The sequence below is a fragment of the Niveispirillum sp. BGYR6 genome, assembly GCF_027568365.1.
Lineage (GTDB): Bacteria > Pseudomonadota > Alphaproteobacteria > Azospirillales > Azospirillaceae > Niveispirillum.
The window spans coordinates 369,920-395,806 of record NZ_JANLNL010000003.1 but is presented as its reverse complement, the minus strand read 5'-3'; the positions used below and the strand labels follow the sequence as shown (position 1 = coordinate 395,806).

Sequence of the window (25,887 nt, the reverse complement as noted above, 5' to 3'; positions counted from 1 at the left end):
AAGGCCGCCTACCCCTGCGGGTGGCGGCCTTTTTTACGGGGCAACGCTTTCTTACTGCTGTGTGATCGTTCCTTCTTCGGGATTGATCATCACCGTTACCCACTGGCCTTCGCTGGTCTTGGCCTCGGTCTTGTAAACACCGGAATCGCGGGTGAATTCCTTCACCTCGGCAAAGCCCAGCGTGTTGAACCGGTTCAGCAGCTGGGTGGTCAATTGGGCATTCTTCTGCCGGCCACTGCCGGAAATGCTGTCCGGATCAATCTCCGCCAGCACGCGCGGACCCTGCTGTGCAGACATGCCCTCTGCTGACATCTGGTTGCCGGTGGCGGCTGTATCAGGCGCGGGAGTCGCCATAGGATCGGTGGAAGGCAGCGGTGTTGGGGGTGCCTCCGGGCCAACACCGGTGGTGGGGCTGGTCATCCCGGCGGTGCCATCCGTCCCCATGCTGGACTGGGCCAGGGCAGTGCCCCCCAGGCTGCTGCCCACCAACAGACCGGCGGTCAACAGGGCGTAACAGGTCTTCATGACGGTAATCCTCCTTCATGGCCGGCGTCATCGCCTTTACAACCCTGAAAACACGCCAACGGATGCAGTGGTTCCGCTTTCCGTTTTTATACCGACGAATGTCATAGGTCGAATTTCCACAATATCCCCGTGCAGGATTGATGGACATTGCCGGGCAGGCGGTTGACATTAAGGGAACCTGTTATTGTGGAGAGATGGCGATGAGTGACGTTTCCTCACCGGCCCTTTATGCCCTGGCTGCCAAGATCGCCACCTCCTACGCCCGCACCCATACGGTACCGGTGGATGCGCTGCCCGGCGTCATCCAGCAGGCTTTCCAGGGGTTGGCGCGTTGTATGCAGCCGGTGGCCGCCGCCCCGGTACCGGCGAAGAAGACGCCGGGCCGCGTGGGCCGGCCCCGTAAATCCTGATCCGGGTCTTTTCGGGAACAACCCCCGTATCGGCTCTGTTGCCCATGGGATAGCGCGGACATCTCCGTTCACGCTTCACACTATCGGGAGGGACAGATGCTGTATTGGGCACTGATTTTCTTCGTTGTTGCCCTGATCGCGGGTGTCTTGGGCTTTGGGGGTATCGCCTCGGCGTCAGCTGGCATTGCCCAGGTGCTTTTCTTCGTCTTCCTGGTGATTTTCATTGTGTCGCTGATCATGGGCGCCATGCGGCGCCGCTGACCGGGCACATCGTTACCAAAGCGGCTAACATCAATCTCCCTGGATCGTGCCCGATCCAGGGAGATTGGTTTTATACACCGCGCTTGGGCGCCCATTCGGTCAGGAATGCCTTGATCTTGGCGCTGTCATGGCCCTTGCCCTGCTCCTTGGGCAGTTCCAGCAGGGACGTATCCTGGCTCTGCAGCAGCTTGCCATTGCTGTCCAGCACATAAAGGTGCGGATATCCCGCCGCCTTGGGATAGTGCGACAGGAAGGCTTCGTTCTGGTTCACCTTCTTGTCGTAATGCACCTTCAGCACCACGAAATTGGCGTCGCGCAACTGGCGCAGCTCGGCCTCCTGTTCAAACTTGGCGTCCAGCAGCTTGCACCAGATGCACCAGTCGCCGCCGACATCGATCAGCACCCGCTTGTTTTCCGCCTTGGCCGCCGCCAGCGCCTGCTTCAGGTCGGCCGCCGGGTCGCGCGCGGGATCAAAGCTGTGCGACCAGATGGGGGCCGCGCCAGGGGCGCCGTCATGCGCCAGGGCGGGTGTGGTGGACAGCAGGGTCAGGGCCAGCGGGGCAGCCAGAACAAGGCGGGAAAGACGCATCATCACATCCTGGTTGGGAGAATAGAATATAGCGGCGTCATCAGCCCTTCAGGCTGACCGTCAGATCGCAGGTGCTGGAGCCCAGACCCCGGTTGAAGAAACGGATCACCATGCCGCCGGCATCCCGCACGGTCAGCGTCTCCGTCTGTCCGGCCCCCAGCGACAATTGGCGGCCGGTGGCCGCCAGCGTGCTTTCGGAGATGGAATATTCCAGGGTGCAGCGCTTATTGCCATCATTCTGGAACACGACATCGCCCGGCCCGGGAATCTTGAATTCAAAGCTCTTGCCCTTGGCGAAATCCACCTTCCCCTGACAGGGCGTGTCGCGCTGCACCTCGCACCCGAACTCCCCCTGCGGCTGGCTGTTGCGCACCGCCGCCGGCTGGGCCTGGGCGGCAAGGGGGAGCGACAGCAACGCCACAACAAGGCCGGAAAGCGGCAAAGGACGGATGAAGGGCATGGAAAAAACTCCTGGTCCCGCGATTGATCCCTGAAATAGACCGGCCGGCGCGGGCACGGCAAGGCCCTGTCGTGATTAACACGCGGGGCCCCAGCCCCCTCAGTCTATACGTACCGGGGTAAAATAGTCCGACGGGCGGACAAGTTCATCCTGGGCGGCAATGATCTGCAGCTCCCGCTGCCCGCTCTGCATCGTACGCCGGAACACGGCATAGATGGCGGAGGCCGCATGGCCCAGGGCGGCAGCGCCATCGCCGCCGCTTTCCAGGAATTTGGCCAGGAACAGAGCTGCCACGCAGTCCCCCGCGCCATTGGGCAGCGGGTCCAGCGCCAAACGCGGGGTGGAGACCAGGTAGGCGCCGGTCGGCCCATCCAGCAGCATTTCAATCCGGTCATCCGGCGCATCCAGCCTTGTCAGGCTGGTCACCATCACCCAACGCGGCCCCAAGGCCCGCGCGGCACGCGTGGCGCTAAGGGCTGAGGCCAGATCGCCCACCTTCAGCCCGGTCAGATATTCCAGCTCAAACTGGTTGGGGGTGATGATGTCGGCCAGGGCCAACGCCTGATCGCGGAAGAATTCCGGGATGCCGGGACGGACGAAGAAGCCCCGACCCACATCACCCATCACCGGATCGCAGCAATAAATGGCCGCCGGGTTACCCTGCTTCACCCGCTTGACCGCCGCCAGCACCACCTCGCCCAGCGCCGCATCACCCAGATAACCGGTCAGGGCCGCCGCCGCCCCATCCAGGGCGCCGCGAGTCTCAATACCCCGCAACACATCGGCGATATGTTCAGGCGGAAAGACCATGCCGGTCCAGGCGCCATAGCCGGTATGGTTGGAAAATTGCACCGTATTGACGGCAATGGCATCAAAGCCCAGCCGTTCCAAGGGGAAAACCGCCGCCCGGTTGCCAACATGGCCAAAGGCGACATGGGACTGGATGGTCAAAATGGTCTTCATCGGGGCATCCGGGGCCGTGGCAGCACCTATCAGCTACGCCCAACCGGCGGCCGGCGGCAATCGGAAATCGCGGGGCGGGGATGTTGGATCGACTGTGCTCCCAATCACTTCCAAATTTATACGTAAGCGCAAGCAATAAGGTCTTATCTTCGTGTTATGCCGTCACATGTTCTTTCGGCAACCAACCCTTCCCCTGAGTGCCACCCCATGCGCAGCATCAAAGACGCAAAAATCAAAACGCGAGTATTGGTCGGTTTCGCCACCGTCCTGGCCTTGATGACCCTGCTGACCGGTATCGGTATGCAGAAAGTGGCACTGATTGATGAGGGGCTGACCCAGATCAACGAGGTGAACGGCGTCAAGCAGCGCTACGCCATCAATTTCCGCGGCAGCGTGCATGACCGCGCCATCGCCTTGCGCGATGTGGTGCTGGTGAAGCCTGACCTGCTGGACACCGTGGTGGCGGATATCCGCCGCCTGGAAGGCTTCTACACGGAAGCCGCCCGCAACATGGATACGCTGTTCGCCCAAGATCCGGATGATATCCGGCCGGAAGAACGCACCATCCTGGCCCGGATCAAACAGATCGAAGCCGAGACCCTGCCCCTGATCAACAAGGTGATTTCCCTGCGTCAGGCCGGCGACACCGCCGCCGCCCAGGAACTGATCCTGGCCGACATCCGGCCACGGATGAATGATTGGTTGAAGACCATCAACCAGTTCATTGATTTTCAGGAAAAAGAAAGTGGACTGATCGGTGCGGAAACCCGCGGTCAGGCCAGCGGCTTCTCCACCTTGATGCTGATCGTTGCCGGTATCTGTCTGCTGATCGGTGGGGCTTTCGCCTGGTGGACCGTGCAGTCCATTCTGCCTTTGCGCGCCCTGACCGACTCCATGCTGCGGCTGGCCAATGGCGATCTGAAGACACAGATCCCGGTCGCCACGGCACAGAACGAGGTGGGGGAGATCACCGGCGCCGTTGAAGTGTTCAAGCGCAATGCCATAGAGGCCGACCGGCTGCGCCGCGAACGGGCGGAAAATGAGGAGCAGGCCCGCAAGGCCCGCAAGGCGGAGATGGAAGCCCTGGCCCAGCGTTTTGAAAACGACGTTCAGGCCGTGGTGACTGCTGTGGGCAGTTCCGCCACCCAGATCGGGCAGGCCGCCGATGCCCTGCGCTCCAACGCCATCGCCAATCAGAAGCGCATTGACGTCACCCAGCAATCCACCAGCCTTGCCAATGAGGAAGTGGAATCGGTGGCCACCGCCGCCGAGCAGTTGGCTGCCTCCATCCGCGAAATCAGCCGCCAGATCAGCGACAGCGGCACCCGCACCCGCCGCGCAGCAGAACAGGCCGTGCTGACCAACGGCATCGTCGATGGCTTGGCAGAAAAGGCCCAGCGGATCGGCGAGGTGCTGGACCTGATCGCCGAAATTGCCAGCCAGACCAATCTGCTGGCGCTGAATGCCACCATTGAGGCGGCGCGTGCCGGCGAGGCCGGCAAGGGTTTTGCCGTGGTGGCGTCGGAGGTGAAGAATCTGGCCGGGCAGACGGAACGCGCCACGGGCGACATCGCCCAGCGCATCGCCGAAATCCGCACCGCCACCGAACAGGCCGTCACCGCCATCAAGGAGATCAGCCTGACGGTCGCGGAGGTTGATCAGATCGGCGGGTCCATCGCCGCCGCCGTTGAGCAGCAGAATGCCGCCACGGCGGAAATCGCCCGCAGCGCACAAAACGCGGCCGAAGGCATGACCACCGTGTCTGAAACCGTGGCCGATGTCCGCCAGGGGGCCGTGCAGGCCGGGGAAGCCGCTGCCCAGCTGACCGGTGCTTCCGGCCAACTGTCCGAACGGGCCGGCGCGCTGGCCACCCAGGTTGACCGTTTCCTGGCCTCTGTGCGCAGCGCCTGATACCACCGCTGCACGGTTTGACCTGAAGGGGCGGGATGGACGGCGGCGGCCTGCTTGGCTAGGCTGCGGTCCATCCCGCCCCTTCTGTTTTTCAGGACACGAGAAGATGACCACCCGCCCCCGCCGCTCCGCCCTTTATATGCCCGGTGCCAATCCCCGCGCGCTGGAAAAGGCCCGGACCCTGGGGGCGGACGTACTGCTGCTGGATCTGGAAGACTCTGTCGCCCCCGACGCCAAGGAACAGGCCCGCGCCCAGGTGGTGGCCACCATTGCCGCCGGTGGTTATGGATACCGGGAACTGGTGATCCGCACCAACGGGCTGGATACGCCCTGGGGCCATGCCGATCTGGTCGCCGCTGCCACCAGCGGGGCCGATGCCGTGCTGATCCCCAAGGTGGACAGCGCGGAGGGGGTGCGCATGGCCGACCGCGTGTTGCGGGCTGCCGGTGCGCCGGAAAGCCTGCGCCTGTGGGTGATGATGGAAACCCCGCGTGCCATGCTGGCCGCCGCAGACATTGCCGGGGCCTGCCCCCGGCTGGAATGTCTGGTGATGGGCACCTCTGACCTGACCAAGGATCTGGGTGCGCTGAACACGCCCGACCGGCTGCCGATGATCACCGGCCTGGGCCTGACCCTGCTGGCCGCCCGTGCCTTTGGCCTGAGCGTGCTGGATGGGGTGCATGTCGATCTGGAGGATGAGGCCGGCTTTGCCGCCGCCTGCCGCCAGGGCCGCGAACTGGGTTTTGATGGCAAAACCCTGATCCATCCCAAGCAGTTGGCCGCCGCCAACAGCGCCTTTGCCCCCACGGCCGACGAAATGGCCCGCGCCCGCCGCATCATCGCCGCCCATGCCGAGGCGGTGGCGGCGGGCAAGGGTGTCACCCTGGTGGATGGCAAGCTGGTGGAAGCCCTGCATGTGGAAACCGCCCGCCGCACCGTCGCCCTGGGCGACGCGGTGGCGGCGCGCGCCTAATACCCACGGTCATAAATCATGACCGTGGGTACGGCGGCGACCGCCGCCGCGCCGCACGTGCGGCGTAGCCAAGCCAGCGGATGCTGGCGCCGGCGATTGAGGAGCATGAAATCTTGACCATCGGTCATGATTTCATGCCGCCGGTACAACCCCTCAGCCCTTGCGATAATAGCGATAATTATACAGCGGTGTGAAACCCAGCCGGCGATACAGCGCCAGCGCCGGCTGGTTGCCCACCCCAACCTGCAGATAGGCCTTGGTGGCCCCCTGCCCCGCCGCCTCAGCATAAAGCGCGCGAATCAAACGGCCGGCATGGCCCTGGCCACGCGCCTGCGGATGGGTGGCGATCTTGTAGAGCCCGACCCACCCCCGGTCGATCACCCCCAAACCGGCGGCCACCGGCCGCCCATCGCTCCACAGCGTCAGATAGCGGGTCGATGCGGCGATGCCGGCCAGAATGGATCGCAGCGCCGGCATCTCCGCCTCCGCGATCGGGACCATGCTGCGATAGGCTGCCAGCCATGCGTCATCAGCATTGTTCTGTAGGCGAACGGAGGGATCGGGGACACAGCCAGCGGGTATTTCCGCTACCATCACATGGCTTTCATCATCGGCCAGATAGCCTTCATCCAGCAAAGCGGCTGAAAAACCGGATGGGCAAAGCGGGGTTTCACGGAAGGTTGGCCGCAACCCACGGCGGCGATATTCACGTTCCACCAGGGGGAAAAGATCGCCCGAAATTTCCTGCTGCAGCGCCACCGCATTGGTGGAATTGGCCCTTCCCGTATGGCCGGCAGCAAAGCGCAGCACCCAGCCGGCATGGTGCAGCTGCTGCGGCGCCGGCCAGGCGGAAAGGCAAAGATCTTCCAGTGATTGTATCCGGCCGATATCCAATTCCATAATAAGCGGCTTCCCTGACAGACTATTTGCGAACTATTCGCAACTTAAGCAATCATCTTACAATAAAGCTGATCAAACCTGCACCGCATCGCACCAAAATAGGGGGTGGGGAGCGTTGACGCAGGCAAGGCTTCGGCGTAATTGAACCCCCAGCATTTCTTGTGACAATTCCCGCTGCCGGTTTTGATCCGGCGGGTGTCGTCGCCGGCAGGCGCGGCACGGATGCATCCCGGTTCAGCACCTAAGGACGCCTGAGAGATGACCGATACGCCTGCGGCAAAGCGGCAACGACCGCTGTCCCCCCACCTTCAGGTCTACCGGCTACCCCTGCCGGCGTTGACCTCCATTACCCATCGCATCACTGGCATCGGCCTGTGCGTCGGCACCTTGCTGCTGGTCTGGTGGCTGGTTGCTGCGGCCGCCGGGCCGGAAGCCTATGCCACAGCAGCAGGCTTCATTGCCTCGCCCATCGGGTTGATCCTGATGTTCGGCTGGTCGGCCGCCCTCTGGTACCATTTCTTTAATGGGCTGCGCCATCTGGCCTGGGATTTCAGCGCCAAGATGCTGTCCCTGCAACAATCCTACAGCAGCGCGAACCTGGTGATCGGCGCCTCCATCGGTGCGACGATCGTGACCTGGGTTCTGGTCTTCGCGCTCTGATCCGGGGGAAGAGAGATATGGCCAATCCCACCAATAGCTTCCGCACCCCCCTCGGCCGCGCGCGCGGTCTGGGCTCCGCCAAGCTCGGCGCCCAGCACTGGCTGGCCTACCGCGTGGCCTCTGCCGGTCTGGCTGTGCTGACCGTGCTGTTCGTCATCCTGGTCCTGAGCCTGATCGGCGCCTCTTATGAAGAAGTGGTCGCCACCTTCAAGAAGCCCTGCCCGGTCATCCTGACCATCCTGTTCCTGGGTGCGACATTCCATCATGCCGCCTACGGTTTGCAGGAAGTCTTCGAGGACTATCTCCATGGCAAGCTGACCAAGCTGGTCGCCATCGGCCTGACCAAGGCAGCGGCGCTGGTTTTGTTCCTGCTCGCCTCTTTCGCCGTCCTCAAGATCGCTTTCGGAGCCTGATAACATGGCGACCGCCTACAAGATCATCGATCACGAATATGACGTCGTCGTCGTCGGCGCCGGTGGCGCCGGTCTGCGCGCCACTTTCGGCATGGCCGAAAAGGGCCTGAAGACGGCCTGTATCACCAAGGTGTTCCCGACCCGCTCCCACACGGTGGCAGCACAGGGCGGCATCTCGGCAGCGCTGGGCAATATGGGCCCGGATGACTGGCGCTACCACATGTACGACACCGTGAAGGGGTCGGACTGGCTGGGCGACCAGGACGCCATTGAATATATGGTGCGCGAGGCCATCCCCGCCATCATCGAGCTGGAACACCAGGGCGTTCCCTTCAGCCGCACGGCGGAAGGCAAGATCTACCAGCGTGCCTTCGGCGGCATGACCACCGAATATGGCAAGGGCCAGGCCTACCGCACCTGTGCGGCGGCTGACCGTACCGGCCATGCCATGCTGCATACGCTGTATCAGCAGAGCCTGCGCCATAATGCCGAATTCTTTGTGGAATATTTCGCCCTCGACCTGATCATGGACGAGGAAGGCGCCTGCCGTGGCGTGTTGGCCTGGAACCTGGACGATGGCACCATCCATCGCTTCCGTGGCCACCAGACCGTGCTGGCCACCGGCGGCTATGGCCGCGCCTATTTCTCCGCCACGTCGGCCCATACCTGCACCGGTGACGGCGGCGGCATGGTGCTGCGCGCCGGCCTGCCCCTGCAGGACATGGAATTCGTGCAGTTCCACCCGACCGGCATCTACGGCTCCGGCTGTCTGATCACCGAGGGTGCGCGCGGTGAAGGCGGCTATCTGACCAATTCCGAGGGTGAGCGCTTCATGGAGCGCTATGCCCCCTCGGCCAAGGATCTTGCCAGCCGCGACGTGGTCAGCCGCTCCATGACCATCGAAATCCGCGAAGGCCGTGGCGTGGGTGAGCATAAGGACCACATCCACCTGCATCTGGAACATCTGGCACCGGAAGTCATCCATGCCCGCCTGCCGGGCATCGCCGAAAGTGCCCGCATTTTCGCCGGCGTGGACGTGACGAAAGAACCGATCCCGGTGCTGCCGACCGTGCATTACAACATGGGCGGCATCCCCACCAATTATCATGGTCAGGTGATCCGCCCGACCGCCGACAACCCGGACCAGATCGTACCGGGCCTGATGGCGATCGGTGAGGCTGCCTGCGTGTCCGTGCATGGGGCCAACCGTCTGGGCTCCAACTCCCTGCTCGATCTGGTGGTGTTTGGCCGTGCGGCGGCCATCAAGGCCAACGAAATCGTCGAGAAGGGTGCCCCGCACAAGACCCTGCCCAAGGACAATGCCGACAAGGCGCTGTCCCGTCTGGACAAGGCCCGCTATGCCAAGGGCGGCACCCGTGTTGCCCATCTGCGCCTGGAAATGCAGAAGATCATGCAGAATAACTGCGCCGTCTTCCGCACCGGCGAGGTGCTGGATGAAGGCGTGGAGAAGATGAAGGCCGTGTGGGCCAAGCGCCCGGACGTGGCTGTCAGCGACAATTCGCTGATCTGGAACAGCGATCTGGTGGAAGCGCTGGAACTGGACAATCTGATGTACCAGGCCGTCGCCACCATCAATTCCGGCGCCAACCGCACCGAATCCCGTGGCGCCCATGCCCGCGAGGATTACAGCGAGCGTGACGACGTCAACTGGATGAAGCACACGACCGTCTGGGTGGATGAGACGGGCAAGCCGACCATCGGTGACCGCCCCGTGCACCTCTACACTTTGACCAATGAGGTTGAGGTGTTCCCGCCGAAGAAGCGCGTGTACTGATCCCGCGACGTTTGAGAAGGCCTTCGACCCATGGCTGAATTTTCCCTCCCCGCCAATTCCAAGGTCAAGCCCGGCAAGACGATTCGCTCTGCCGGTCCTGATGCCAAGCGCACGCGCAAGTTCCGTATCTATCGTTACGATCCGGACTCGGGCGAGAACCCGCGTGAGGACACGTATGAGATCGATCTGGACAAGTGCGGTCCGATGATCCTGGACGCGCTGATCCACATCAAGAACGATGTGGACAGCACGCTGACCTTCCGCCGCTCCTGCCGTGAAGGCATCTGCGGTTCCTGCGCCATGAATATTGACGGGCGCAACACGCTGGCCTGCCTGAAGGCGATCGGCGATGTGAAGGGCGACGTCAAGATCTACCCGCTGCCGCATCAGCCGGTGGTGAAGGATCTGGTGCCGGACCTGAACCAGAACTATGCCCAGCTCGCTTCCATCAAGCCCTGGCTGCAGACGCAATCGACGGCCCCCTCGCGCGAACGGCTGCAAAGCCCGGAAGAGCGGGAGAAGCTGGATGGTCTGTATGAATGCATCCTCTGCTTCTGCTGCACTACTTCCTGCCCCAGCTATTGGTGGAATGGCGACCGTTACCTGGGCCCGGCGGTTCTGCTGCAGGCCTATCGCTTCATCGCCGACAGCCGCGATGAAATGACCGGTGAACGTCTGGATGCGCTGGAAGACCCGTTCCGTCTCTATCGCTGCCATACGATCATGAACTGCACCCAGACCTGCCCCAAGGGTCTGAACCCGGCCAAGGCCATCGCCGAAATCAAGAAGATGATGGCTGAACGCGCCGCGTAAGCGGGGCAGCGGTTGATGTGACAGAAAAGGCCGCCGGATCGCTCCGGCGGCCTTTTTTCATGTGGATGAGGCTTACTCCGGTACCACCTGGGTCAGTGCGCCGCCATCCACCGTACAGCGCAGGGAACGGCGCTGTGGCGGTTCGAAATTATCTTTGCGCAGTGCCAGGGTGAAACGCTGCACCACGATCTGGGTGCTGCCGCTGCTGCTGAGTTCCGGCAAATCATAGGCGACGCGATAGCGGTCGCCATAGGTACGCTCCACCTCCCGCCGGCATTGGTCGGTGGCGGTGCGGGGATAGGCGTAGCGGCCAGGCTCCACGCCATCGTCATTGACATTGATGGAGCAGGCTGACAACAGCCCCGCCCCCGTGATGACGATCGCCCCCAGCAGAAGGCCGCGCGACATGCTTACCATAAGAACCCCCGGTTTAAACTGACCAGGGGAAGATGCGACGGCGCGGAATGTGACAGCAATGGCCGTAACCGCGCCGTAACCTTTTGTGCTAATGGCGCAATGCAGGGCCTTCCCGGTAACCGGATTGTATCAGCCGGCCTTGTCGCCCTTCTCCTCCGCCGGCGGGTTCAACTGATGCTTCATGATCACCGGCACCTGCAACATGCTGAACAGGATCGAAATCGGCATGATGCCGAATACCTTGAAATTGACCCAGGTATCGGTATCGAAGCTGCGCCAGACAATCTCATTCGCCACGGCCAGGAACAGGAAGAACCAGGCCCAGCGGATGGTCAGGATACGCCAACCCTCTTCCTTCAGTTCCAGGGCCGCACCCAGCACCACCTTCAACAGGTTGCGCTTCAGGGACAGGCCGACGAACAGGGTGCAGGAGAGCAGCAGATTGACCACGGTGGGTTTGATCTTGATGAACAGATCATTGTCCAACCATAGGGTCAGCCCACCAAAAACCAGCACGAAGACACAGCCGACCAGCGGCATCACTGGCAACCTGCGTTCCAGCAGCCAGTTGACGATCAGCGCCACCGTGATGGCAGCCATGAAAACGCCAGTACCGACCATCAGGCCGGCCTTGGCGTTGAACAGGAAGAACAGGCCCAGCGGCCCGGCTTCCAGCAAAAGGCGAAGCAACGGGTTCATGGGGCCATGCATTTACAGGCTGCTGCGACAGCTTGCCAGCCTGCTCTTATCACGATGCGGAGAAAGTTCGCTTTCCCCCGGCGCGCAGGCGGGTTAAATGCGGGGTATCCCAATGACCCCAGCGGGGGAGACAGCGCATGATCCGCGCCTACCGCACGATCGACGGCCGCAATGAAGCAATGGATGGAATGCCATCCACTGAGATCTTGCGCCATGCCTGCTGGGTTGACCTGAACGCGCCCGGCCCGGCTGAACGCCAACTGGTGGAACAGACCTTCGGCATGGAACTGCCGACGCGGGAGGAAATGCGGGAGATCGAGCTGTCCAGCCGGGTCTATCGCGACGAAGGCGGCGCCTTCATGACCGCCACCGTGCTCTGCCGCGCCGATGCGCCGGTGCCGGAGACGATGGACATTACCTTCGTGCTGACCGGCAATACGCTGATCACCCTGCGCTTTGACGATCCCAAGCCGTTTTACGGCTTCCATCACCAGATCAGCCGCCAGGGGCTGAAGCTGGAAAACGGCCCGTCCACCCTGCTCTATCTGCTGGATGCCATTCTGGACCGGATCGCTGACGTGCTGGAAGGCGCGGGGCGGGATGTCAATGCCGTGGCACGGGAACTGCTGATCGAAGGGCACCAGGGTGCCTTGGGATCGGACACGCAGCACCAGTTGCTGAAACGCATCGCCCGCGCCCATGACCTGACCGCCAAGGCGCGGGAAAGCCTAGTGACGCTGACCCGCATCATCGCCTTTGGCGGCACGGTGAAGGAAATCGCCGCCGACAAGGGATTGCGCGCCCGGCTGAAGACATTGGGCCAGGATGCCCAATCGCTGGCCGATTATACAGCTTTCCTGTCCAGCAATATCGCCTTTCAGCTGGATGCGCTGCTGGGCGTGGTGGGCATCGAACAGAATAATATCGTCAAGATTTTCTCGGTGGCTGCCGTGGTCTTCCTGCCGCCGACCCTGGTGGCCAGCATCTATGGCATGAATTTCCACAATATGCCGGAACTGGACTGGCCCTTTGGCTATCCGCTGGCCCTGATGCTGATGGTTGTCTCCGTCATCGTCCCCTATCTCTTCTTCAAGAGTCGCGGCTGGTTGTGAGACCGCGGGCCCCTGACGCTGGCATGGGGCTTCACAACCAACTGAACAGCTGTACCGAGGACGTATGACAGCTTCCATTCGTCCGGTTTGTGCCGCTTTGGCTAGGCCGATCGGGCGATGGCGCAAGTGGAATGGAAATCGCTGCGTAAAGCCTCAAAATGTCCCGGATTTTTAAATAGCCCAGACCATCCGCCGGTATCGCCGGCATGGTTTGTCGGCCCCTTCTGGGACGTCACCATGGACGCGCATTCCCGTCAGCTCCTCTATCACCTGCCCTATCTGCGCCGCTACGCAAGGGCACTGACCGCCGACGCGGTGCGGGGGGACGATCTGGTGGCGGAGGCGCTGCCCATCGCGCTTGCCGATCCCGGCACTTTTGGCCTGGAAACACCCAGTCGGCTGAAACTCTACGGCCTGTTGAACGGGCTCTGCGATGCCGATGCGCCACAGCCCGCCGACCTTGGCGGGCGCCATCCGATGGAAATGGCCCTGGCCGGCCTGCCAGAGCTGGAACGCCGGCTGTTCCTGCTGGTCAGCCTGGAAGAACTGACCGTATCAGAGGCCGGCAGCGTGCTGGGCCTGGATATGGCCGGTGCGGAAGCGGCCATGACCCGCGCACAGAGCGGGCTGGGCAGTGCGCTGACCGCCCGCATCATGATCGTGGAAGATGATGCCATCATCGCCTTCGATCTGGAGGAGACGGTGCAGCGCATGGGCCATATTGTCTGCGGCACCGCTGCCAATACCCAGATGGCCCTGGCCACGGCGGCAGAACAGCAACCGACGCTGGCCCTGATGGATCTACGGCTGGCCGGTGGGGATAGCGGCATCACCACCGCCCAGATTCTGCGACGCCAAAGCGCCCTGCCCATCATCTTCGTCACCGCGTTTGGGGATGAGCTGAGTCGGCGGGGGCTGGACCATCTGGGACCGGTGATCCGCAAGCCATTCAGCCGAATTGACATCGAACGCGCCATCACCCAGGCGGTTTTCACCCCCAGCGGTGAATTTCCCAGCGACGCCCTGACCAAGGCAGCGGCAAAATCCCCCTGATCGCCTGCCGCCTGTTGAGGCGGTGCAACAGAAAGGACCGACAAGGGGATGATGAACAGGTTTCTGTTGCGCAACGATTCCGAGGGGTCCAAAGATAGGCCCAGCTGGAAGGCCCGCGCAGGCGCGGGCCGGATGATGGTCTGATCGATGAATCGTCGGGATTTGCTTCGTTTTGCCCTGGCTGTGCCGGCCCTTGCCCCGTTCATCTCCGTGACCGTGCGGGCGGGTGCGGCGTCGCCGCAGGACGGCACGCGCGCACCGGGCAAGCGGCCGCGGGGGCCGCGCCTGTTGATGATTGATCCCGGTCATGGCGGGCGCGATCCCGGTGCCGTCGGGGTGCATGGCACCTACGAAAAGGATGTAGTGCTGGACATCGCCAAAGAGGTCACCCGCCTTGTCGGTCGCAATGGCGGCATCAATGTCAAGCTGACACGGGAAGACGACACCTACATCGATCTGCGGGAGCGGATGGAGCTGGGGCGCCGCGCTGGGGCCGACCTGTTCCTGTCCATCCATGCCGACAGCGCCCCCAACCGCAAGGCGCGGGGGCTTTCCGCCTATACCCTGTCGGAGAAGGCCAGCGATGATTTCGCCGCCGCCATCGCCAAGCAGGAGAATTTTGCCGGTGGCCTGGGGGTGGATGTGGGCGATCTGGACAAGAATGTCGCCGCCATCCTGGTCGATCTCGCCGCCCGTCATACGCGCACGGCCGCACTTCACGCCAAACAAACCATCGTCACCGGTGCCGGCAAGGATATCCAACTGCTGGATAATCCCATGCGGGCGGCGAATTTCGCCGTGCTGAAGGCACCGGATGTGCCATCCCTGCTGATCGAAACCGGATTTCTGTCCAATGCCCAGGATGAAAAATTGCTGCGTGACCCGGCGGCGCGCAAACGCATCGCCGGCATCCTGGCGCGGGAGTTGACGAGGGTGATGACAGCCTCGCCCTTTGCCTGAACCGGGTATGGCCGGACCGGATGTTCCGGCCTGCAGCCCGCGAATGACCATATTTCACCCGTAAGATGCCGACCGTGATCGATAGCAACATTATCAACGGCCGGCAGGAGGCAGAAACGATGTTGATCGGGCGCCTGATGGCGCAGATGGGCGGAAAGGTGGCAAACACCACCGCCCCTTCCCTTTCCCGGCGGTTCTCCCGCACCCTGGCGCTGGCAGGTCTGGCGGCGACACTGGCGCTGGCCGGCTGTGCGTCGGGTGGCGGTTCCGGCAAGACCGGCCCGGCCGACCCGGTGCTGGCCCATGCGGTGGAGGCCCAATGGGCCACCGTCAACGGCCTGAATGACCGGCTGGACGTCACGGTACGCGATGGCCGCGCCCTGCTGACCGGCCGCGCCGCCACCGCCGATGAGCGGGTGGAGGCGGTGCGCCTGGCCTGGCAGGTCAATGGCGTGAAGGAAGTGATCAACGAGATCGGCATTGGTGACGAGTCGAGCCTGTCCGACAAGGCGACCGATGCCTGGATCACGGCGCAGCTTCGTACCAAGCTGCTGACCGACAGCGACATCACATCGGGTAATTACACGATCGAAACGATCAATCAGACCATTCACCTGATGGGCCGCGCGCGCTCGCAGGTGGAGTTGGACCGTGTGCGTGACTATGCCCGTAATATCGCTCGGGTCCGCCAGGTGGTGAGCCATGTCGTTGTGCCTTACTGAAAGCTGGGCGCTGCCGGCCCTGCGGCCGGTGACGGGCCGGGGCGGTATGCTGGCCGTCTGGTCGGCGGTGCGCGCGCCCTTCTGGCTGGTGGCGCTGGCCCTGCTGTCGCTGCTGCTGCTGCTGGCCCCGGCAGCGCGGGCGCAGGCCGACCAGAACGCGGCGGCCAACCGCCAGTTCGTGCTGGCGATGCAGGCCATTCAGCGCGCCGACCAGACCTATAATGCCGATGAACAGACCAAACTGCTGCTGGAGGCGGATCGGCTGCTGACCGATATCATCACCCGCCTGCCGGAAAGCGCGCTGGCGGTGCAGTTGGTCACCAACCAGTTCATCGGTGATTTCGATTATGCCCAGTTCAAGACCAAGCTGCGCAGCCTGGTCTGCAGCGATCCGAAATCCAGCCGCTGCCTGCTGCACCGGATTGAGGGGCTGATTCCGCCGGTGGAATATCCCATCGCCACACCGCGTTGGGACTGGCTGTCCTTTGCGGTGGCGAATTACCACATTGGCGACAAGGAACGGGTGCGCCCCATCGTGGCCCCCTTTCTCCAGGCCATGCGCAATGGCAGTGCCTCCAGCGATATCAGCCAGGATCTGTTTGTCGGCCGCACCCTGGCTCTGACGGGGGAGATCGACCTCGCCCTGCAGATCACGCGCGGCTTCGCCGATTGCTCCACCCGCATCTATAACCTGTCCGACATTGTGGAATCGCTGGTCTGGCAGGGCAATATGGGCACCGCCACCCAGGTGGCGGAAGAGGCGGTGGAGTTCGCCCGCACCCAGGGCTGCGCCTGGGAACTGGGGCTGGTCGCCCAATCCCTGCTGCGGGTGGGGCTGGAGGCGCGGGCGCGCACCCTGTTCCTCAACACGGTGGAAGAACAGTTCAGCCGGTTCAAGGATAAGCGGGGCAATTGCTGCCCGCCGGAACTGGCCGTGGCCGCCGGCGATCTGGGCGATGCCAATCTGGCCCTGGGCCTGTTGCGCACCGTGCAGGAAGAAAGCCCCTGGGTGATCCCGCAGGTGCTGGGCAAGCTGGAGGCACGGGGCGAAAAGGCCCTGACCCTGACCTATGCCGACCAGTTGCAGGATATGGACCTGAAGGCGGAAACCTATGTCGAGCTGATCGGCGGTGCGCTGCGCGCCAAAGATCGCAGCCAAGCCGATCTGTTGTCCGCCCGGCTGGACAAGGTGGTTAATGATATGCGCAGCCCCGTGGTGTTGGTGCAACGCGCGCGGGCCGACAAGCTGATGTACAGCGATCAGCGCTGGCGCGGCAGTTTCCAGACCGCGCTGAGCGAGGCGGAACGCGGGGCCGGGCAGCGGCGCGACTTGGCCGTGCCCTTCCTGGCCGCCCTGGTGCAGATCGAAACTGGCCGCCCGATGCTGGAATAGCAGCGCCGACATCCCGTCCGGGTTTCGCGACGGGATGTAGGATCACAAGGCGCGGGCCGGGTCTTCCACCCGATGCAGACGACCCATCGCCGCCAGCGCCACCCGCAGAGTCAAGGCCTTGCGGCGGGCGGCCGGCACGGGGCGGGCCACGGCAGGCCGCACGATTTCTGCCCCGAAGGCATCGGCAACGATCAAGCCGCATTCAGCCGGGATGAGTTCCTGCGGAAAATCCGGTGCGACCGCGAAATAGAAATAATCACAGAACTCCAGATAATCCTGCCATTTCTGGTCGGTCTTGAAGTCCGTCGGGCTGCTTTTCACCTCGACGATACTGACCTCCCCCTTCTCCGACAGGCACAGCAAATCGGCCCGGCGGCCATTGGCCAGGCAAAATTCCACCATGCCCTGGATACCGTGATCGGCCAGGTAACGGCGCACACCCCGGGTAATCGCCGCCGCCGGGTCAGAGGCGGGGCGGGGCAATGTGGGCGTCACCAGGGCCGCGGCACCTGTCGGGATGTTCATGGGTGTGGCATTCATGGGTACATACCATGAACATATTTCACCCATGACGCAAGGGCCCTGCTGATCCCAATAGCGGAACCACCGGGATCAGCAGGGGAAACCCGATCAGGCGCGAACGGTGAGGATCGACTGGCCGACAATGCTGGAGGGGCGAACATTGGGCCGCAGGCCCGCCTGTTCCAACCGGTAACGGACCCCTTCCACCACGTCCGTCGGACGGGTCAGGCTGACACGCGGCTCCCGATGACCCAGGGCCCGGCAGCGGGCCACAGCAGTCAGGATTTGTTCCGCCAGCGCATCGGCCCCGTAATGCGGGGATTGTTGCGGCGGCGGTAGAGCCGTGGAAAAGTTTTTTTCGAGAATATCGGTGGAGAGAACGGCCGCCACCATGCCTGTCGCCGGATTGGGGGCTCCGGTAGCCACTGCGGGATACATGCAAGGTCCCTGGGTTCGAAATAGCCAACGACTTCGCCGTCAGCAAAACGAATATAGGGGCAGACCTTGTTAAAATAGTGTCAATTAACTATTGCATATTTGCGCATCAAAAATGCGCCTAGCGCATGGGCAAACTGCTTGCTGCTCAGACATCCAAGGATCGGTTTTACCACCCGATTCCCCTGTCCCCGAACCGATGTCTCGGGCACCTCCCGTGCCGGCAAGGGCTTCAAAGGCGTCCAAATGGCTGTGACATTACGCCTGCGATATAAAGTTTGGGGCGGAAATGCCCCGCAACGTTATTGAACGATTAAACCATTCCCGGCTACGCTCAGGATGACAAAGGGGGCGGCCTGTGCCTCTCCAGCGAACCGGTATTTTATAAGGTGACGCGCGTGGAACTGGTGCGGTGGTGGCGGCAGCCAAAGTCGATCCCGATGGTCCTTTTGTCTGTACTGCTGGCAGGATCGGCCCTGGCGCAAACGGCGCCCAGCCCCGTCGAAAACACCATGGCCCGTTACCTGACCGGCCGCGTGGCCCAGAATGCCGGCGATTGGGCCGCGGCGGCGCGCAATCTGGGAACCGTGCTGCGCGACGATCCGGAAAATGCCGGCCTGCTGCGCCGGACCTTCCTGCTTAATCTGGGTGAAGGCAATTATACGGAGGCCGTCGCACTGGCGCGCCGCGCCCGGGAACAGGAAAGCCAGAGCTATATTGCCAGCCTGATGGTCATTGCCGATGATCTGAAACAGGGCAAGGCAGCCGATGCCGCCGCCCGGCTGGAGACGTTGCCCGCCGATGGGCTGTCACAATTCGTTACCCCCCTGCTGGGCGCCTGGGTCGATGTGGCCAGGGGCGACAAGGAGGCGGGGCTGAAACGGCTGCGCGCCCTGAATGCCAATGACGGCTTTGCCATCATGCAGCAGCTGCAAATCGCGCTGATCGAGGATTTACGCGACAATCGGGAAGCCGCCGCCTTGCATTACACGGCCGCGACGGAGCGCGGAGCGCCGTTGCGCCTGACCATGCTGATTGGCAATTTCCATGAAAGAGCCGGCAACAAGGAAGCGGCACGCCGCATCTATCAGCGTTACCAACGGGAAAATCCCGGCACCCTGGCGGTGGATGAGGCGCTGGCCCGGTTGGACAAGGGGGCGCCGGCCCCTGCCCGGCTGGTCGCCAACGCCAGCGATGGGCTGGGGGAGGCGCTGTTTGAGATGTCGGCCGCCCTCTACCAGGAAAACGCCCAGGAAATGGCCCTGCTCTATGGCCGCCTGTCCCTGTTCCTGGACCCAGGCCAGCCTTTGATGCGGCTGACCCTGGGCGATACGCTGGCCGCGCGGCAGCGTTATGCTGACGCATTGACGGAATTCGCCGCTGTAAAGGGTTCCAGCGGTCTGACCTGGGCATCCCGCCTGCGTCAGGCCGAAATGCTACGCCAGTTGGGCCGCCGGGATGAAGCTATCAAGCTGCTGACCGCCATGGCGGCGGAGAAGCCAACGCGGGTGGATGCGCTGCTGCAACTGGGCGACATGCACCGCATGGCGCGCGAACCGAAGCCGGCGCTCGCAGCCTATGAACAGGCGGTGTCCCGCATCGCCAAACCCGCCGCCGCTGACTGGGCGGTTTTCTATGCCAGGGGCATGGTGTTGGATACGCTGGGGGACTGGAAGCGGGCGGAAACGGACCTGAAAACCGCCCTCAGCCTCAGCCCGGAACAGGCCAGCGTGCTGAATTATCTGGGCTATTCCTATATTGACCGGGGCATCAGCCTGGATGAGGGGCGCGGGCTGATCGAAAAGGCGCTGGCGCTGCGCCCGCATGATGGTTTCATCATGGACAGTCTGGGCTGGGCCAAGTTCAAACAGGGAGATTTCCACGGCGCCGTGGAACTGCTGGAACAGGCCGTTGAGCTGGAGCCGATGGACCCATCGATCAGCGATCATCTGGGCGATGTCTATTGGGCGCTGGGCCGCAAGCAGGAAGCCCGCTTCCAATGGACCCGCGCCGCGCAGCAAGCCGATAATGAGGGGCTGCGCAAATCCGCCCAGATCAAGCTGAAGGACGGGCTCGCCACGCCGATTACGGCTGCAGCACCGAACTGATTTCAGTCAGGACAGGGCCGGAAGGGATTGGGGTGGACACCGCATTGCCCCCTCCCGGCCCTGTCACCCCAGCCCGGATGGGCCGGACCGGGGATGTCGGTCAGCGACGATAGGGCTCGTCATAGCCGAAAGCACGGGCGTAGCGGTCATAGCGGGCCACCGGACGGTTGCTCAACACCAGGGCCGCCACGAAATAGGCGATCAGGGTCGGGCCGGTGAGGAAGATCAGGCCCAGTATGGCGATCAACCGCACCGCCCAGCTTTTCAGTCCCAGCCAGTCGGACAGGCCGGCGCAGACGCCGCAGACCATGCCATTCGCGCTGTTCTTATAGAGCTTGCTGCTGCGGATATTATGCGCATAGCGGTCAAAGCGGTTCACGTTGCTCTCCTTATTTCAGTATGTTCCCTCAGGCGCCGGGCGGCGGCATACGCCGCCTTGGCTTACGCGCCACGTGGCGCGGGCCAGCGGTCGCTGGCCTCCAAGAGCCATGGATAATGGCTCTTGGGTGTTATCCGTTCTCTCAAGCGGCAAGCGGCATATGTCGCCTTGGCTCAGGCGCGGTCAGCGCGTTCCGCCAGGCGTTTCTTCAGGGCAGCCAGCTCCTCATCCACCTTGCCCTCACTTTCCAGGGCAGCGATTTCGGCGGAGAGGTCGCGGGGGCGCCCCTGGCTCAGCGTTTCGCCCTTGGCCTCCACCCAGTCGATCTCCCGATCGATCTCGGCGCAGCGGGCCATGGCTTCGTCCAGCCGGCCGTCATACAGGGTGGTACGGGCCCGCAGCCGGTCAACAGCGCCGCGATAGCGGGCCGCCAGGGCGCGACGGCGGGCATGGGCCTCGGCCAGCTTCCCCTCCAACTGCCGCGCATCCTCGGTCATGCGGCCGATGGCATCGGTCAGGGCCTTCAGCTCGGCCTCGGCCGGGACGGTGGCGCGGCGGATTTCCTCCCGCGCGGCCAGTGCCGCCCTGGCCAGATCCTCCCGCCCATGGGTCAATGCGGTTTCGGCCTTGCGCTCCCATTCCAGCATCTCGAACTCGGCCGCCCGCCAGCTTTCCGACAGGCCCTTGCGCTCGGCGATCATGCGGACGGTGCCGCAGCGCAGTTCGGACAGCGTGTCCTCCATCTCCCGGATCGCCTGGTTCAACGCGATCTCCGGGTCTTCCGCCCGATCCAGCAGGCTGGACAGGTTGGCATTGATCACATCGCCGATACGGTCGATCAGGCCCATGATGGGGGCTCCTTCAGGCGGGAAAACGGGGTGCTGGCAGGGGCGTTGATCAGAGCAGGCTGTTGATGATCAGCATCACCACCAGGGCGATGGTCATGACAGGCACCATTTCAATCAGCGCCTGACGATCGGCCTTGTCATTGGCCTGGGTGAAGCGGCGGGAAGCGGTCATCGTGGTCATGGTCGGTGTCTTTCGTCTGGATTTCGCTGGCCGTCTTGGCCATGCCAGCTTAAAAGCAACCGCCGTGCCAAGTTTGAAAATGGCGGAATTCCGCCATTTCCCTGACAGTCCCTTGGCACCAGATAGCGAAAAACACCACCAGATCGCAAAATATTCTATTCATGATGGTGAAATTCACCACCGCGCCAGAATGCGCTGAAATTTTCCCGTCGCGGCCGGACGCTGGCCGATTGACCAGGGCCCCGGAACCGGTTAGGCAAGGCCTTACGATGGCTGTCTATACAGAAATATCCGATGAGGATGTGCGCACGTTCGTTGCCCAGTATGATCTGGGCGATGTAATTTCGTGCAAGGGCATCGCCGAAGGGGTGGAGAATTCCAACTTCCTTCTGGTGACTGATCGCGGCCCTTTCATCCTGACCCTGTATGAAAAACGGGTGAACCCGGCCGATCTGCCCTTTTTCCTGGGCTTGATGGACCATCTGGCCGCGCGCGGCCTGTCCTGCCCGCAGCCGGTGGCGGGGCGTGATGGGGTGGCCCTGCGGGAATTGTGCAGCCGTCCGGCGGTGATTGTCACCTTCCTGGCCGGCATGTGGCCGCGCCGTATCCAACCTGAACATTGCGCCCAGTTGGGCGAAGGCATGGCCCGGCTGCATCTGGCCGGTGACGGTTTCGGGCTGACGCGCCGCAACGCCCTGTCGGTGGATGGTTGGCGCCCGCTGTTCGAGGCCAGCCGCGCCCGCGCGGATGAGGTGAAGCCCGGTCTGGCCGATATTCTGGCCACCGAACTGGACCTGCTGGAGGCCAGCTGGCCGCGTGACGGGCTGCCCGCCGGCATCATCCATGCCGATCTGTTCCCCGATAATGTGTTCTTCAAGGATGGGGCGCTGTCGGGCCTGATCGATTTCTATTTCGCCTGCAATGATCTGCTGGCCTATGACGTGGCCATTTGCCTGAATGCTTGGTGCTTTGAGGCCGACGGCGCCTTCAACGTTACCAAGGCCCGGCTGCTGCTGGATGGCTATACCAAGGTACGACCGTTGAGCGCGGCAGAGCGTGACGCCCTGCCACTGCTGGCGCGCGGCAGCGCCATGCGCTTCCTGCTGACCCGGCTTTATGACTGGCTGAACACCCCAGCCGGCGCGCTGGTAAAGCGCAAAGACCCGCTGGAATATCTGCACAAGCTGCGCTTCCACCAGCAAATCCGGACGCTGAACGATTATGGCCTCTGAGCCGGCGACGGAAAGCGAGTCGGAAGAGGATGTCGTGGACATTTTCACCGACGGCGCCTGCAGCGGCAATCCCGGTCCTGGCGGCTGGGGGGCCATTTTGCGCTGGCGGGGCGTGGAAAAGGAACTGAAGGGCGGGGAGCCCGATACCACCAACAACCGGATGGAATTGATGGCCGCGATCAGCGGTCTGGAGGCGTTGAAGCGCCCCCTGCCCATTCGGCTGCATACGGACAGCCAATATGTGAAGAACGGCATCACCACCTGGATTCACGGCTGGAAGCGCAATGGCTGGCGCACAGCAGCCAAGGATCCGGTGAAGAATGCCGATCTGTGGCAACGGCTGGATGCCGCCGTTGCCCGCCATCAGGTGGAATTCCACTGGGTCAAAGGCCATGCCGGCCATCCAGAGAATGAACGCGCCGACCAGCTGGCGCGCGATGGCCTGCGCGAAGCGCGCGAGAAAACCTAGCCCACCATTAGAAGTGGAATTGCACCCTTATGGCGAATTGATGTAAAGTGTGAGCAATTCCATCCTTAACAGCGGCGGCGAAGAGTGAACCGTTTTTTGAACGGGTTAGATAATCTATCGTATCGTCTGCGACGTCGCTGCTTCGTCATCAAGGGGCGGTCACACAATGCCTGCGTTTCGGAAGAATGTTGGCAGGCATTGGAGGACATATGCAGCTATGAAGGTATTTCATTACAACAACTTGTCGAACAGGTCTTGAGCCAGGGGGGGCAGCGCAGCCTTTCCGTTGAGCTGGATTTATTTGCACTCGCTTATTTTCAGGCAGCCTGCGAGCCCACCAGCCTGCATAAAATGGTACCGGCGAATTTATTGCCCTGTTAGGCGGGCAGGCTGTTAAAACAGCGTCAATTGATCCCTTCAGCATCTGACGCGCCATGACAGCCCCACAAGCGACCGCCCTGCGCCTGATCGCCATCGACGACCTGACCCTGGATCAGGCCCGCCAGGACCATGAAGCCCTGTTGACGGAAATCCGCCACCATCGGGAACTTTACTATACCAAGGACGCCCCCGCCCTGTCGGATGCCGACTATGACCGGCTGGAACAGCGGTTAGGCCTGCTGGAAGCGCGCTTCCCCGAACTGATGACGGCGGACAGCCCAACCCAGACTGTGGGTGCTGCCCCTGGCAGCGGCTTTGGCAAGGTGAAGCACAAGGTGGCGATGCTCAGCCTCGCCAACGCGTTCGAGGATGAAGATGTGGCCGATTTTGTCGGCCGCATCCGTCGCTTCCTCAATCTGGCCGAGGATGCGCCGGTTCGCTTTGTTGCGGAGCCCAAGATTGACGGGCTGTCGCTGTCCCTGCGCTACGAACAGGGGCGGCTGGTACAGGCTGCCACGCGCGGCGATGGGGCGGAAGGGGAAGACGTTACCGCCAATGTCCGCACCATCCAGGATATCCCCCACCAGCTGAGCGGCGATGCGCCGGCGGTGGTGGAAGTGCGGGGCGAGGTCTATATGACCCGCGCCGAGTTCCTGGAACTGAACCGCGCCCAGGCGGAAAAGGGGGAGAAGATTTTCGCCAACCCGCGCAATGCTGCCGCCGGCAGCCTGCGCCAGCTGGATGCGAAGATCACTGCCACCCGACCCTTGCGCTTCTTCGCCTATGCCTGGGGCGAATTGTCGGAGCCGCTGGGCAAGACCCAGTGGGAAAGCCGGCAGCGGCTGGAAGCATTTGGCTTCACCCTCTCCACGCCGTCGCGCTGCTGCACCGATGCGGGCGAATTGCTGGATTATTACCGGGAGATCGGCACCCAGCGCCCCACGCTGCCGTTTGATATCGATGGGGTCGTCTACAAGGTGGATGATCTGGCCCTGCAGGAACGGCTGGGCTTCATCTCCCGCTCACCCCGCTGGGCGACGGCGCATAAATATCCGGCTGAACAGGCCATGACCCGGTTGAAGGAAATTTCCATCCAGGTCGGCCGCACCGGGGCGCTGACCCCGGTGGCGGAGCTGGAACCGGTGAATGTCGGCGGCGTGGTGGTCAGCCGCGCCACCCTACATAACAAGGATGAGATTGAGCGCAAGGATGTCCGCGTCGGCGATATGGTGATCGTCCAGCGCGCCGGCGATGTGATCCCGCAGATTGTGGGTTTTGTGCCCGATAAACGCCCGGAAGACGCCCTGCCCTTCGCCTTCCCCGACCATTGCCCGGAATGCGGATCGCTGGCCGTGCGGGAGGAAGGGGAGGTTGTCACCCGCTGTACCGGCGGCCTGATCTGCCCGGCGCAGGCGGTGGAACGGCTGCGCCATTTCGTCTCCCGCAACGCCTTTGATATCGAGGGCTTGGGCATGGAGCGTATCCAGCTGTTCTTTGAACAGGGCCGCATCCGCCAGCCGGCCGATATTTTCACCCTGGAAGCCAAGGAGGCCACGCGGCTGGACAAGCTGGTCAGCATGACCGGCTTTGGCAAGAAATCGGTGGAGAAGCTGTTTCAGGCCATTGAGGCTCGGCGCAGCATCGCCCTGGACCGTTTCATCTTCGCGCTCGGCATTCGCCAGATCGGCGAGGCCACGGCCAAGCTGCTGGCCCGTTCTTACCGCACCGTGGAGAACTGGCAGGCCCGCATGGTGCAGGCCGCATCCGAACGGGCGGAGAAGCGGGAGGAGAAGAAGGCCGAACTGGTGGGGGAAGCCTATGCGGAGCTGTGCGCGATTGAACAGATCGGCATGAGCGTGGCCGACGACCTGACCGATTTCTTCCGCGAACAGCATAATCTGGACGCCCTGGCCGCCCTGCTGGCGCAGGTGAAGCCGGCGGAATATGTGCCGCCTGTGGTGGCCAGCACCTCCCCTGTGGCCGGCAAAACGGTGGTGTTCACCGGCACGCTGACCACCATGGGCCGGTCGGAGGCCAAGGCCAAGGCGGAAGCCCTGGGGGCCAAGGTGGCCGGTTCCGTCAGTGCAAAAACTGATTATCTGGTGGCCGGCGCCGATGCCGGCTCCAAGGCGGCCAAGGCGCAGGAATTGGGCGTCACCATCCTGTCGGAAGAGGAATGGAAGGCGCTGATCGGCGGGTAACTGCTCATCAACGTGTAGCGAAAATGGCGAAGGTGTGGCGCCCTGCCCCACAGCTTCGCCAGTCTGGCGACAGGTTTTTTCTGAGATTCCAGCGTTTCCGCC

30 protein-coding genes are annotated in these 25,887 nt (G+C 62.9%); 18 read left to right on the top strand and 12 right to left on the bottom strand.

Annotated elements, in window-relative coordinates; genetic code table 11:
• Nucleotides 1–51: 51 nt before the first annotated feature.
• Nucleotides 52–525, bottom strand: coding sequence for a hypothetical protein (locus PCJ49_RS10040; RefSeq protein WP_269910800.1), 474 nt, complete (start codon nucleotides 523–525; stop codon nucleotides 52–54).
• 200 nt (nucleotides 526–725) lie between these two features.
• Between PCJ49_RS10040 and PCJ49_RS10035 the strand changes: the two genes are divergently transcribed.
• Together PCJ49_RS10035 and PCJ49_RS10030 are read left to right on the top strand one after the other, a co-directional pair.
• Nucleotides 726–935, top strand: a complete 210-nt coding sequence (locus PCJ49_RS10035) for a hypothetical protein (RefSeq protein ID WP_269910799.1) — start codon at nucleotides 726–728, stop codon at nucleotides 933–935.
• A 96-nt stretch (nucleotides 936–1,031) separates the two neighbouring features.
• Nucleotides 1,032–1,196: a DUF1328 domain-containing protein gene (locus tag PCJ49_RS10030; RefSeq protein ID WP_089287862.1), complete on the top strand. Its 165-nt coding sequence runs from the start codon at nucleotides 1,032–1,034 to the stop codon at nucleotides 1,194–1,196.
• Nucleotides 1,197–1,266: 70 nt separating this feature from the next.
• Here the strand turns inward: PCJ49_RS10030 and PCJ49_RS10025 are convergent, their stop codons facing one another.
• The 3 genes from PCJ49_RS10025 to pdxY all read right to left on the bottom strand — a co-directional run bounded on the left by PCJ49_RS10025 (nucleotide 1,267) and on the right by pdxY (nucleotide 3,208).
• Nucleotides 1,267–1,788: a thioredoxin family protein gene (locus PCJ49_RS10025; protein ID WP_269910798.1), complete on the bottom strand. Its 522-nt coding sequence runs from the start codon at nucleotides 1,786–1,788 to the stop codon at nucleotides 1,267–1,269.
• Between the two features lie 37 nt (nucleotides 1,789–1,825).
• Nucleotides 1,826–2,245: a hypothetical protein gene (locus tag PCJ49_RS10020; protein WP_089286698.1), complete on the bottom strand. Its 420-nt coding sequence runs from the start codon at nucleotides 2,243–2,245 to the stop codon at nucleotides 1,826–1,828.
• 99 nt (nucleotides 2,246–2,344) lie between these two features.
• Nucleotides 2,345–3,208 (bottom strand): pyridoxal kinase PdxY, encoded by an 864-nt coding sequence (pdxY, locus tag PCJ49_RS10015; RefSeq protein ID WP_269910797.1) that lies wholly within the window; start codon nucleotides 3,206–3,208, stop codon nucleotides 2,345–2,347.
• A gap of 207 nt (nucleotides 3,209–3,415) precedes the next feature.
• On the opposite strand from pdxY, the gene PCJ49_RS10010 reads away from it, so the two are divergent.
• The gene (locus PCJ49_RS10010; RefSeq protein ID WP_269910796.1) at nucleotides 3,416–5,119 is read left to right on the top strand and encodes a methyl-accepting chemotaxis protein; all 1,704 of its coding nucleotides are present in this window, start codon (nucleotides 3,416–3,418) and stop codon (nucleotides 5,117–5,119) included.
• Between the two features lie 106 nt (nucleotides 5,120–5,225).
• Nucleotides 5,226–6,092: a CoA ester lyase gene (locus PCJ49_RS10005; protein WP_269910795.1), complete on the top strand. Its 867-nt coding sequence runs from the start codon at nucleotides 5,226–5,228 to the stop codon at nucleotides 6,090–6,092.
• A gap of 153 nt (nucleotides 6,093–6,245) precedes the next feature.
• Here PCJ49_RS10005 and PCJ49_RS10000 read toward each other — a convergent pair whose 3' ends face one another.
• On the bottom strand, nucleotides 6,246–6,992 hold the full coding sequence (locus tag PCJ49_RS10000) for a GNAT family N-acetyltransferase (RefSeq protein ID WP_269910794.1): 747 nt from the start codon (nucleotides 6,990–6,992) through the stop codon (nucleotides 6,246–6,248).
• A gap of 258 nt (nucleotides 6,993–7,250) precedes the next feature.
• Between PCJ49_RS10000 and sdhC the strand changes: the two genes are divergently transcribed.
• The 4 genes from sdhC to PCJ49_RS09980 are packed head-to-tail and all read left to right on the top strand — an operon-like array spanning nucleotide 7,251 to nucleotide 10,673.
• Entirely contained in the window at nucleotides 7,251–7,652 is a 402-nt protein-coding gene (gene sdhC / locus PCJ49_RS09995) for a succinate dehydrogenase, cytochrome b556 subunit (protein WP_153203472.1), read from the top strand.
• Nucleotides 7,653–7,669: 17 nt separating this feature from the next.
• The gene (sdhD, locus tag PCJ49_RS09990; RefSeq protein ID WP_269910793.1) at nucleotides 7,670–8,065 is read left to right on the top strand and encodes a succinate dehydrogenase, hydrophobic membrane anchor protein; all 396 of its coding nucleotides are present in this window, start codon (nucleotides 7,670–7,672) and stop codon (nucleotides 8,063–8,065) included.
• A gap of 4 nt (nucleotides 8,066–8,069) precedes the next feature.
• Nucleotides 8,070–9,860 carry a succinate dehydrogenase flavoprotein subunit gene (gene sdhA / locus PCJ49_RS09985; protein WP_089286691.1) on the top strand — a complete coding sequence of 597 codons (1,791 nt, stop codon included), beginning with the start codon at nucleotides 8,070–8,072 and terminating at the stop codon, nucleotides 9,858–9,860.
• Nucleotides 9,861–9,890: 30 nt separating this feature from the next.
• Nucleotides 9,891–10,673, top strand: coding sequence for a succinate dehydrogenase iron-sulfur subunit (locus PCJ49_RS09980; RefSeq protein ID WP_089286690.1), 783 nt, complete (start codon nucleotides 9,891–9,893; stop codon nucleotides 10,671–10,673).
• A gap of 72 nt (nucleotides 10,674–10,745) precedes the next feature.
• Here PCJ49_RS09980 and PCJ49_RS09975 read toward each other — a convergent pair whose 3' ends face one another.
• On the bottom strand, nucleotides 10,746–11,081 hold the full coding sequence (locus PCJ49_RS09975) for a hypothetical protein (RefSeq protein ID WP_089286689.1): 336 nt from the start codon (nucleotides 11,079–11,081) through the stop codon (nucleotides 10,746–10,748).
• A gap of 138 nt (nucleotides 11,082–11,219) precedes the next feature.
• Nucleotides 11,220–11,789 (bottom strand): septation protein A, encoded by a 570-nt coding sequence (locus tag PCJ49_RS09970; protein WP_269910792.1) that lies wholly within the window; start codon nucleotides 11,787–11,789, stop codon nucleotides 11,220–11,222.
• Nucleotides 11,790–11,926: 137 nt separating this feature from the next.
• On the opposite strand from PCJ49_RS09970, the gene PCJ49_RS09965 reads away from it, so the two are divergent.
• The 5 genes from PCJ49_RS09965 to PCJ49_RS09945 all read left to right on the top strand — a co-directional run bounded on the left by PCJ49_RS09965 (nucleotide 11,927) and on the right by PCJ49_RS09945 (nucleotide 17,029).
• Nucleotides 11,927–12,901 carry a magnesium transporter CorA family protein gene (locus PCJ49_RS09965; protein WP_269910791.1) on the top strand — a complete coding sequence of 325 codons (975 nt, stop codon included), beginning with the start codon at nucleotides 11,927–11,929 and terminating at the stop codon, nucleotides 12,899–12,901.
• A gap of 237 nt (nucleotides 12,902–13,138) precedes the next feature.
• Nucleotides 13,139–13,954 carry a response regulator gene (locus PCJ49_RS09960; protein WP_269910790.1) on the top strand — a complete coding sequence of 272 codons (816 nt, stop codon included), beginning with the start codon at nucleotides 13,139–13,141 and terminating at the stop codon, nucleotides 13,952–13,954.
• A gap of 147 nt (nucleotides 13,955–14,101) precedes the next feature.
• Complete coding sequence (locus PCJ49_RS09955) at nucleotides 14,102–14,914, top strand: N-acetylmuramoyl-L-alanine amidase (RefSeq protein ID WP_269910789.1); 813 nt, start codon at nucleotides 14,102–14,104, stop codon at nucleotides 14,912–14,914.
• Nucleotides 14,915–15,033: 119 nt separating this feature from the next.
• Nucleotides 15,034–15,636 (top strand): BON domain-containing protein, encoded by a 603-nt coding sequence (locus tag PCJ49_RS09950; RefSeq protein ID WP_269910788.1) that lies wholly within the window; start codon nucleotides 15,034–15,036, stop codon nucleotides 15,634–15,636.
• On the top strand, nucleotides 15,617–17,029 hold the full coding sequence (locus PCJ49_RS09945; protein ID WP_269910787.1) for a hypothetical protein: 1,413 nt from the start codon (nucleotides 15,617–15,619) through the stop codon (nucleotides 17,027–17,029). Before PCJ49_RS09950 ends, PCJ49_RS09945 begins: the two co-directional genes overlap by 20 nt.
• A 42-nt stretch (nucleotides 17,030–17,071) precedes the next feature.
• On the opposite strand, the gene PCJ49_RS09940 is transcribed toward PCJ49_RS09945, so the two are convergent.
• Together PCJ49_RS09940 and PCJ49_RS09935 are read right to left on the bottom strand one after the other, a co-directional pair.
• Nucleotides 17,072–17,554 carry an MmcB family DNA repair protein gene (locus tag PCJ49_RS09940; protein WP_269910786.1) on the bottom strand — a complete coding sequence of 161 codons (483 nt, stop codon included), beginning with the start codon at nucleotides 17,552–17,554 and terminating at the stop codon, nucleotides 17,072–17,074.
• 105 nt (nucleotides 17,555–17,659) lie between these two features.
• On the bottom strand, nucleotides 17,660–17,944 hold the full coding sequence (locus tag PCJ49_RS09935) for a hypothetical protein (protein WP_089286683.1): 285 nt from the start codon (nucleotides 17,942–17,944) through the stop codon (nucleotides 17,660–17,662).
• Between the two features lie 482 nt (nucleotides 17,945–18,426).
• Here PCJ49_RS09935 and PCJ49_RS09930 point away from each other — a divergent pair, with 482 nt between their 5' ends.
• A complete protein-coding gene (locus PCJ49_RS09930) occupies nucleotides 18,427–20,094 on the top strand; it encodes a tetratricopeptide repeat protein (RefSeq protein WP_269910785.1) in 1,668 nt (555 codons plus the stop codon).
• 100 nt (nucleotides 20,095–20,194) lie between these two features.
• On the opposite strand, the gene PCJ49_RS09925 is transcribed toward PCJ49_RS09930, so the two are convergent.
• The 3 genes from PCJ49_RS09925 to PCJ49_RS09915 form a co-directional block, all read right to left on the bottom strand.
• Nucleotides 20,195–20,473, bottom strand: a complete 279-nt coding sequence (locus PCJ49_RS09925; protein ID WP_269910784.1) for a PspC domain-containing protein — start codon at nucleotides 20,471–20,473, stop codon at nucleotides 20,195–20,197.
• A 173-nt stretch (nucleotides 20,474–20,646) separates the two neighbouring features.
• Complete coding sequence (locus PCJ49_RS09920) at nucleotides 20,647–21,321, bottom strand: PspA/IM30 family protein (RefSeq protein WP_269910783.1); 675 nt, start codon at nucleotides 21,319–21,321, stop codon at nucleotides 20,647–20,649.
• Between the two features lie 49 nt (nucleotides 21,322–21,370).
• Complete coding sequence (locus PCJ49_RS09915; RefSeq protein WP_256387115.1) at nucleotides 21,371–21,502, bottom strand: hypothetical protein; 132 nt, start codon at nucleotides 21,500–21,502, stop codon at nucleotides 21,371–21,373.
• Between PCJ49_RS09915 and PCJ49_RS09910 the strand changes: the two genes are divergently transcribed.
• The 4 genes from PCJ49_RS09910 to ligA all read left to right on the top strand — a co-directional run bounded on the left by PCJ49_RS09910 (nucleotide 21,495) and on the right by ligA (nucleotide 25,785).
• A complete protein-coding gene (locus tag PCJ49_RS09910; protein ID WP_269910782.1) occupies nucleotides 21,495–21,701 on the top strand; it encodes a hypothetical protein in 207 nt (68 codons plus the stop codon). The genes PCJ49_RS09915 and PCJ49_RS09910 overlap by 8 nt on opposite strands.
• 70 nt (nucleotides 21,702–21,771) lie before the next feature.
• Nucleotides 21,772–22,734 (top strand): homoserine kinase, encoded by a 963-nt coding sequence (locus PCJ49_RS09905; RefSeq protein ID WP_269910781.1) that lies wholly within the window; start codon nucleotides 21,772–21,774, stop codon nucleotides 22,732–22,734.
• Entirely contained in the window at nucleotides 22,724–23,203 is a 480-nt protein-coding gene (gene rnhA, locus PCJ49_RS09900) for a ribonuclease HI (protein ID WP_089286678.1), read from the top strand. The genes PCJ49_RS09905 and rnhA overlap by 11 nt, the downstream gene beginning before the upstream one ends.
• Nucleotides 23,204–23,637: 434 nt before the next feature.
• On the top strand, nucleotides 23,638–25,785 hold the full coding sequence (gene ligA / locus PCJ49_RS09895; protein ID WP_269910780.1) for an NAD-dependent DNA ligase LigA: 2,148 nt from the start codon (nucleotides 23,638–23,640) through the stop codon (nucleotides 25,783–25,785).
• Nucleotides 25,786–25,887: the final 102 nt, after the last annotated feature.

Excerpts from the sequence above, each read along its gene's own strand:
- PCJ49_RS09980 (WP_089286690.1), top strand. The coding sequence starts at position 9,891 with ATGGCTGAATTTTCCCTCCCCGCCAATTCCAAGGTCAAGCCCGGCAAG.
- PCJ49_RS10000 (WP_269910794.1), bottom strand. The coding sequence starts at position 6,992 with ATGGAATTGGATATCGGCCGGATACAATCACTGGAAGATCTTTGCCTT.
- PCJ49_RS10020 (WP_089286698.1), bottom strand. The coding sequence starts at position 2,245 with ATGCCCTTCATCCGTCCTTTGCCGCTTTCCGGCCTTGTTGTGGCGTTG.
- sdhA (WP_089286691.1), top strand. The coding sequence starts at position 8,070 with ATGGCGACCGCCTACAAGATCATCGATCACGAATATGACGTCGTCGTC.
- rnhA (WP_089286678.1), top strand. The coding sequence starts at position 22,724 with ATGGCCTCTGAGCCGGCGACGGAAAGCGAGTCGGAAGAGGATGTCGTG.
- PCJ49_RS09930 (WP_269910785.1), top strand. The coding sequence starts at position 18,427 with ATGGTCCTTTTGTCTGTACTGCTGGCAGGATCGGCCCTGGCGCAAACG.
- PCJ49_RS09920 (WP_269910783.1), bottom strand. The coding sequence starts at position 21,321 with ATGGGCCTGATCGACCGTATCGGCGATGTGATCAATGCCAACCTGTCC.
- PCJ49_RS09940 (WP_269910786.1), bottom strand. The coding sequence starts at position 17,554 with ATGAACATCCCGACAGGTGCCGCGGCCCTGGTGACGCCCACATTGCCC.
- PCJ49_RS09905 (WP_269910781.1), top strand. The coding sequence starts at position 21,772 with ATGGCTGTCTATACAGAAATATCCGATGAGGATGTGCGCACGTTCGTT.
- PCJ49_RS09955 (WP_269910789.1), top strand. The coding sequence starts at position 14,102 with ATGAATCGTCGGGATTTGCTTCGTTTTGCCCTGGCTGTGCCGGCCCTT.
- PCJ49_RS10025 (WP_269910798.1), bottom strand. The coding sequence starts at position 1,788 with ATGATGCGTCTTTCCCGCCTTGTTCTGGCTGCCCCGCTGGCCCTGACC.
- PCJ49_RS09935 (WP_089286683.1), bottom strand. The coding sequence starts at position 17,944 with ATGGTGGCGGCCGTTCTCTCCACCGATATTCTCGAAAAAAACTTTTCC.
- ligA (WP_269910780.1), top strand. The coding sequence starts at position 23,638 with ATGACAGCCCCACAAGCGACCGCCCTGCGCCTGATCGCCATCGACGAC.
- pdxY (WP_269910797.1), bottom strand. The coding sequence starts at position 3,208 with ATGAAGACCATTTTGACCATCCAGTCCCATGTCGCCTTTGGCCATGTT.
- PCJ49_RS10040 (WP_269910800.1), bottom strand. The coding sequence starts at position 525 with ATGAAGACCTGTTACGCCCTGTTGACCGCCGGTCTGTTGGTGGGCAGC.
- PCJ49_RS09960 (WP_269910790.1), top strand. The coding sequence starts at position 13,139 with ATGGACGCGCATTCCCGTCAGCTCCTCTATCACCTGCCCTATCTGCGC.
- PCJ49_RS10035 (WP_269910799.1), top strand. The coding sequence starts at position 726 with ATGAGTGACGTTTCCTCACCGGCCCTTTATGCCCTGGCTGCCAAGATC.
- PCJ49_RS09970 (WP_269910792.1), bottom strand. The coding sequence starts at position 11,789 with ATGAACCCGTTGCTTCGCCTTTTGCTGGAAGCCGGGCCGCTGGGCCTG.
- PCJ49_RS09975 (WP_089286689.1), bottom strand. The coding sequence starts at position 11,081 with ATGTCGCGCGGCCTTCTGCTGGGGGCGATCGTCATCACGGGGGCGGGG.
- PCJ49_RS09915 (WP_256387115.1), bottom strand. The coding sequence starts at position 21,502 with ATGACCACGATGACCGCTTCCCGCCGCTTCACCCAGGCCAATGACAAG.
- PCJ49_RS09965 (WP_269910791.1), top strand. The coding sequence starts at position 11,927 with ATGATCCGCGCCTACCGCACGATCGACGGCCGCAATGAAGCAATGGAT.
- PCJ49_RS09950 (WP_269910788.1), top strand. The coding sequence starts at position 15,034 with ATGTTGATCGGGCGCCTGATGGCGCAGATGGGCGGAAAGGTGGCAAAC.
- sdhD (WP_269910793.1), top strand. The coding sequence starts at position 7,670 with ATGGCCAATCCCACCAATAGCTTCCGCACCCCCCTCGGCCGCGCGCGC.
- PCJ49_RS10010 (WP_269910796.1), top strand. The coding sequence starts at position 3,416 with ATGCGCAGCATCAAAGACGCAAAAATCAAAACGCGAGTATTGGTCGGT.
- PCJ49_RS09945 (WP_269910787.1), top strand. The coding sequence starts at position 15,617 with ATGTCGTTGTGCCTTACTGAAAGCTGGGCGCTGCCGGCCCTGCGGCCG.
- PCJ49_RS10030 (WP_089287862.1), top strand. The coding sequence starts at position 1,032 with ATGCTGTATTGGGCACTGATTTTCTTCGTTGTTGCCCTGATCGCGGGT.
- sdhC (WP_153203472.1), top strand. The coding sequence starts at position 7,251 with ATGACCGATACGCCTGCGGCAAAGCGGCAACGACCGCTGTCCCCCCAC.
- PCJ49_RS10005 (WP_269910795.1), top strand. The coding sequence starts at position 5,226 with ATGACCACCCGCCCCCGCCGCTCCGCCCTTTATATGCCCGGTGCCAAT.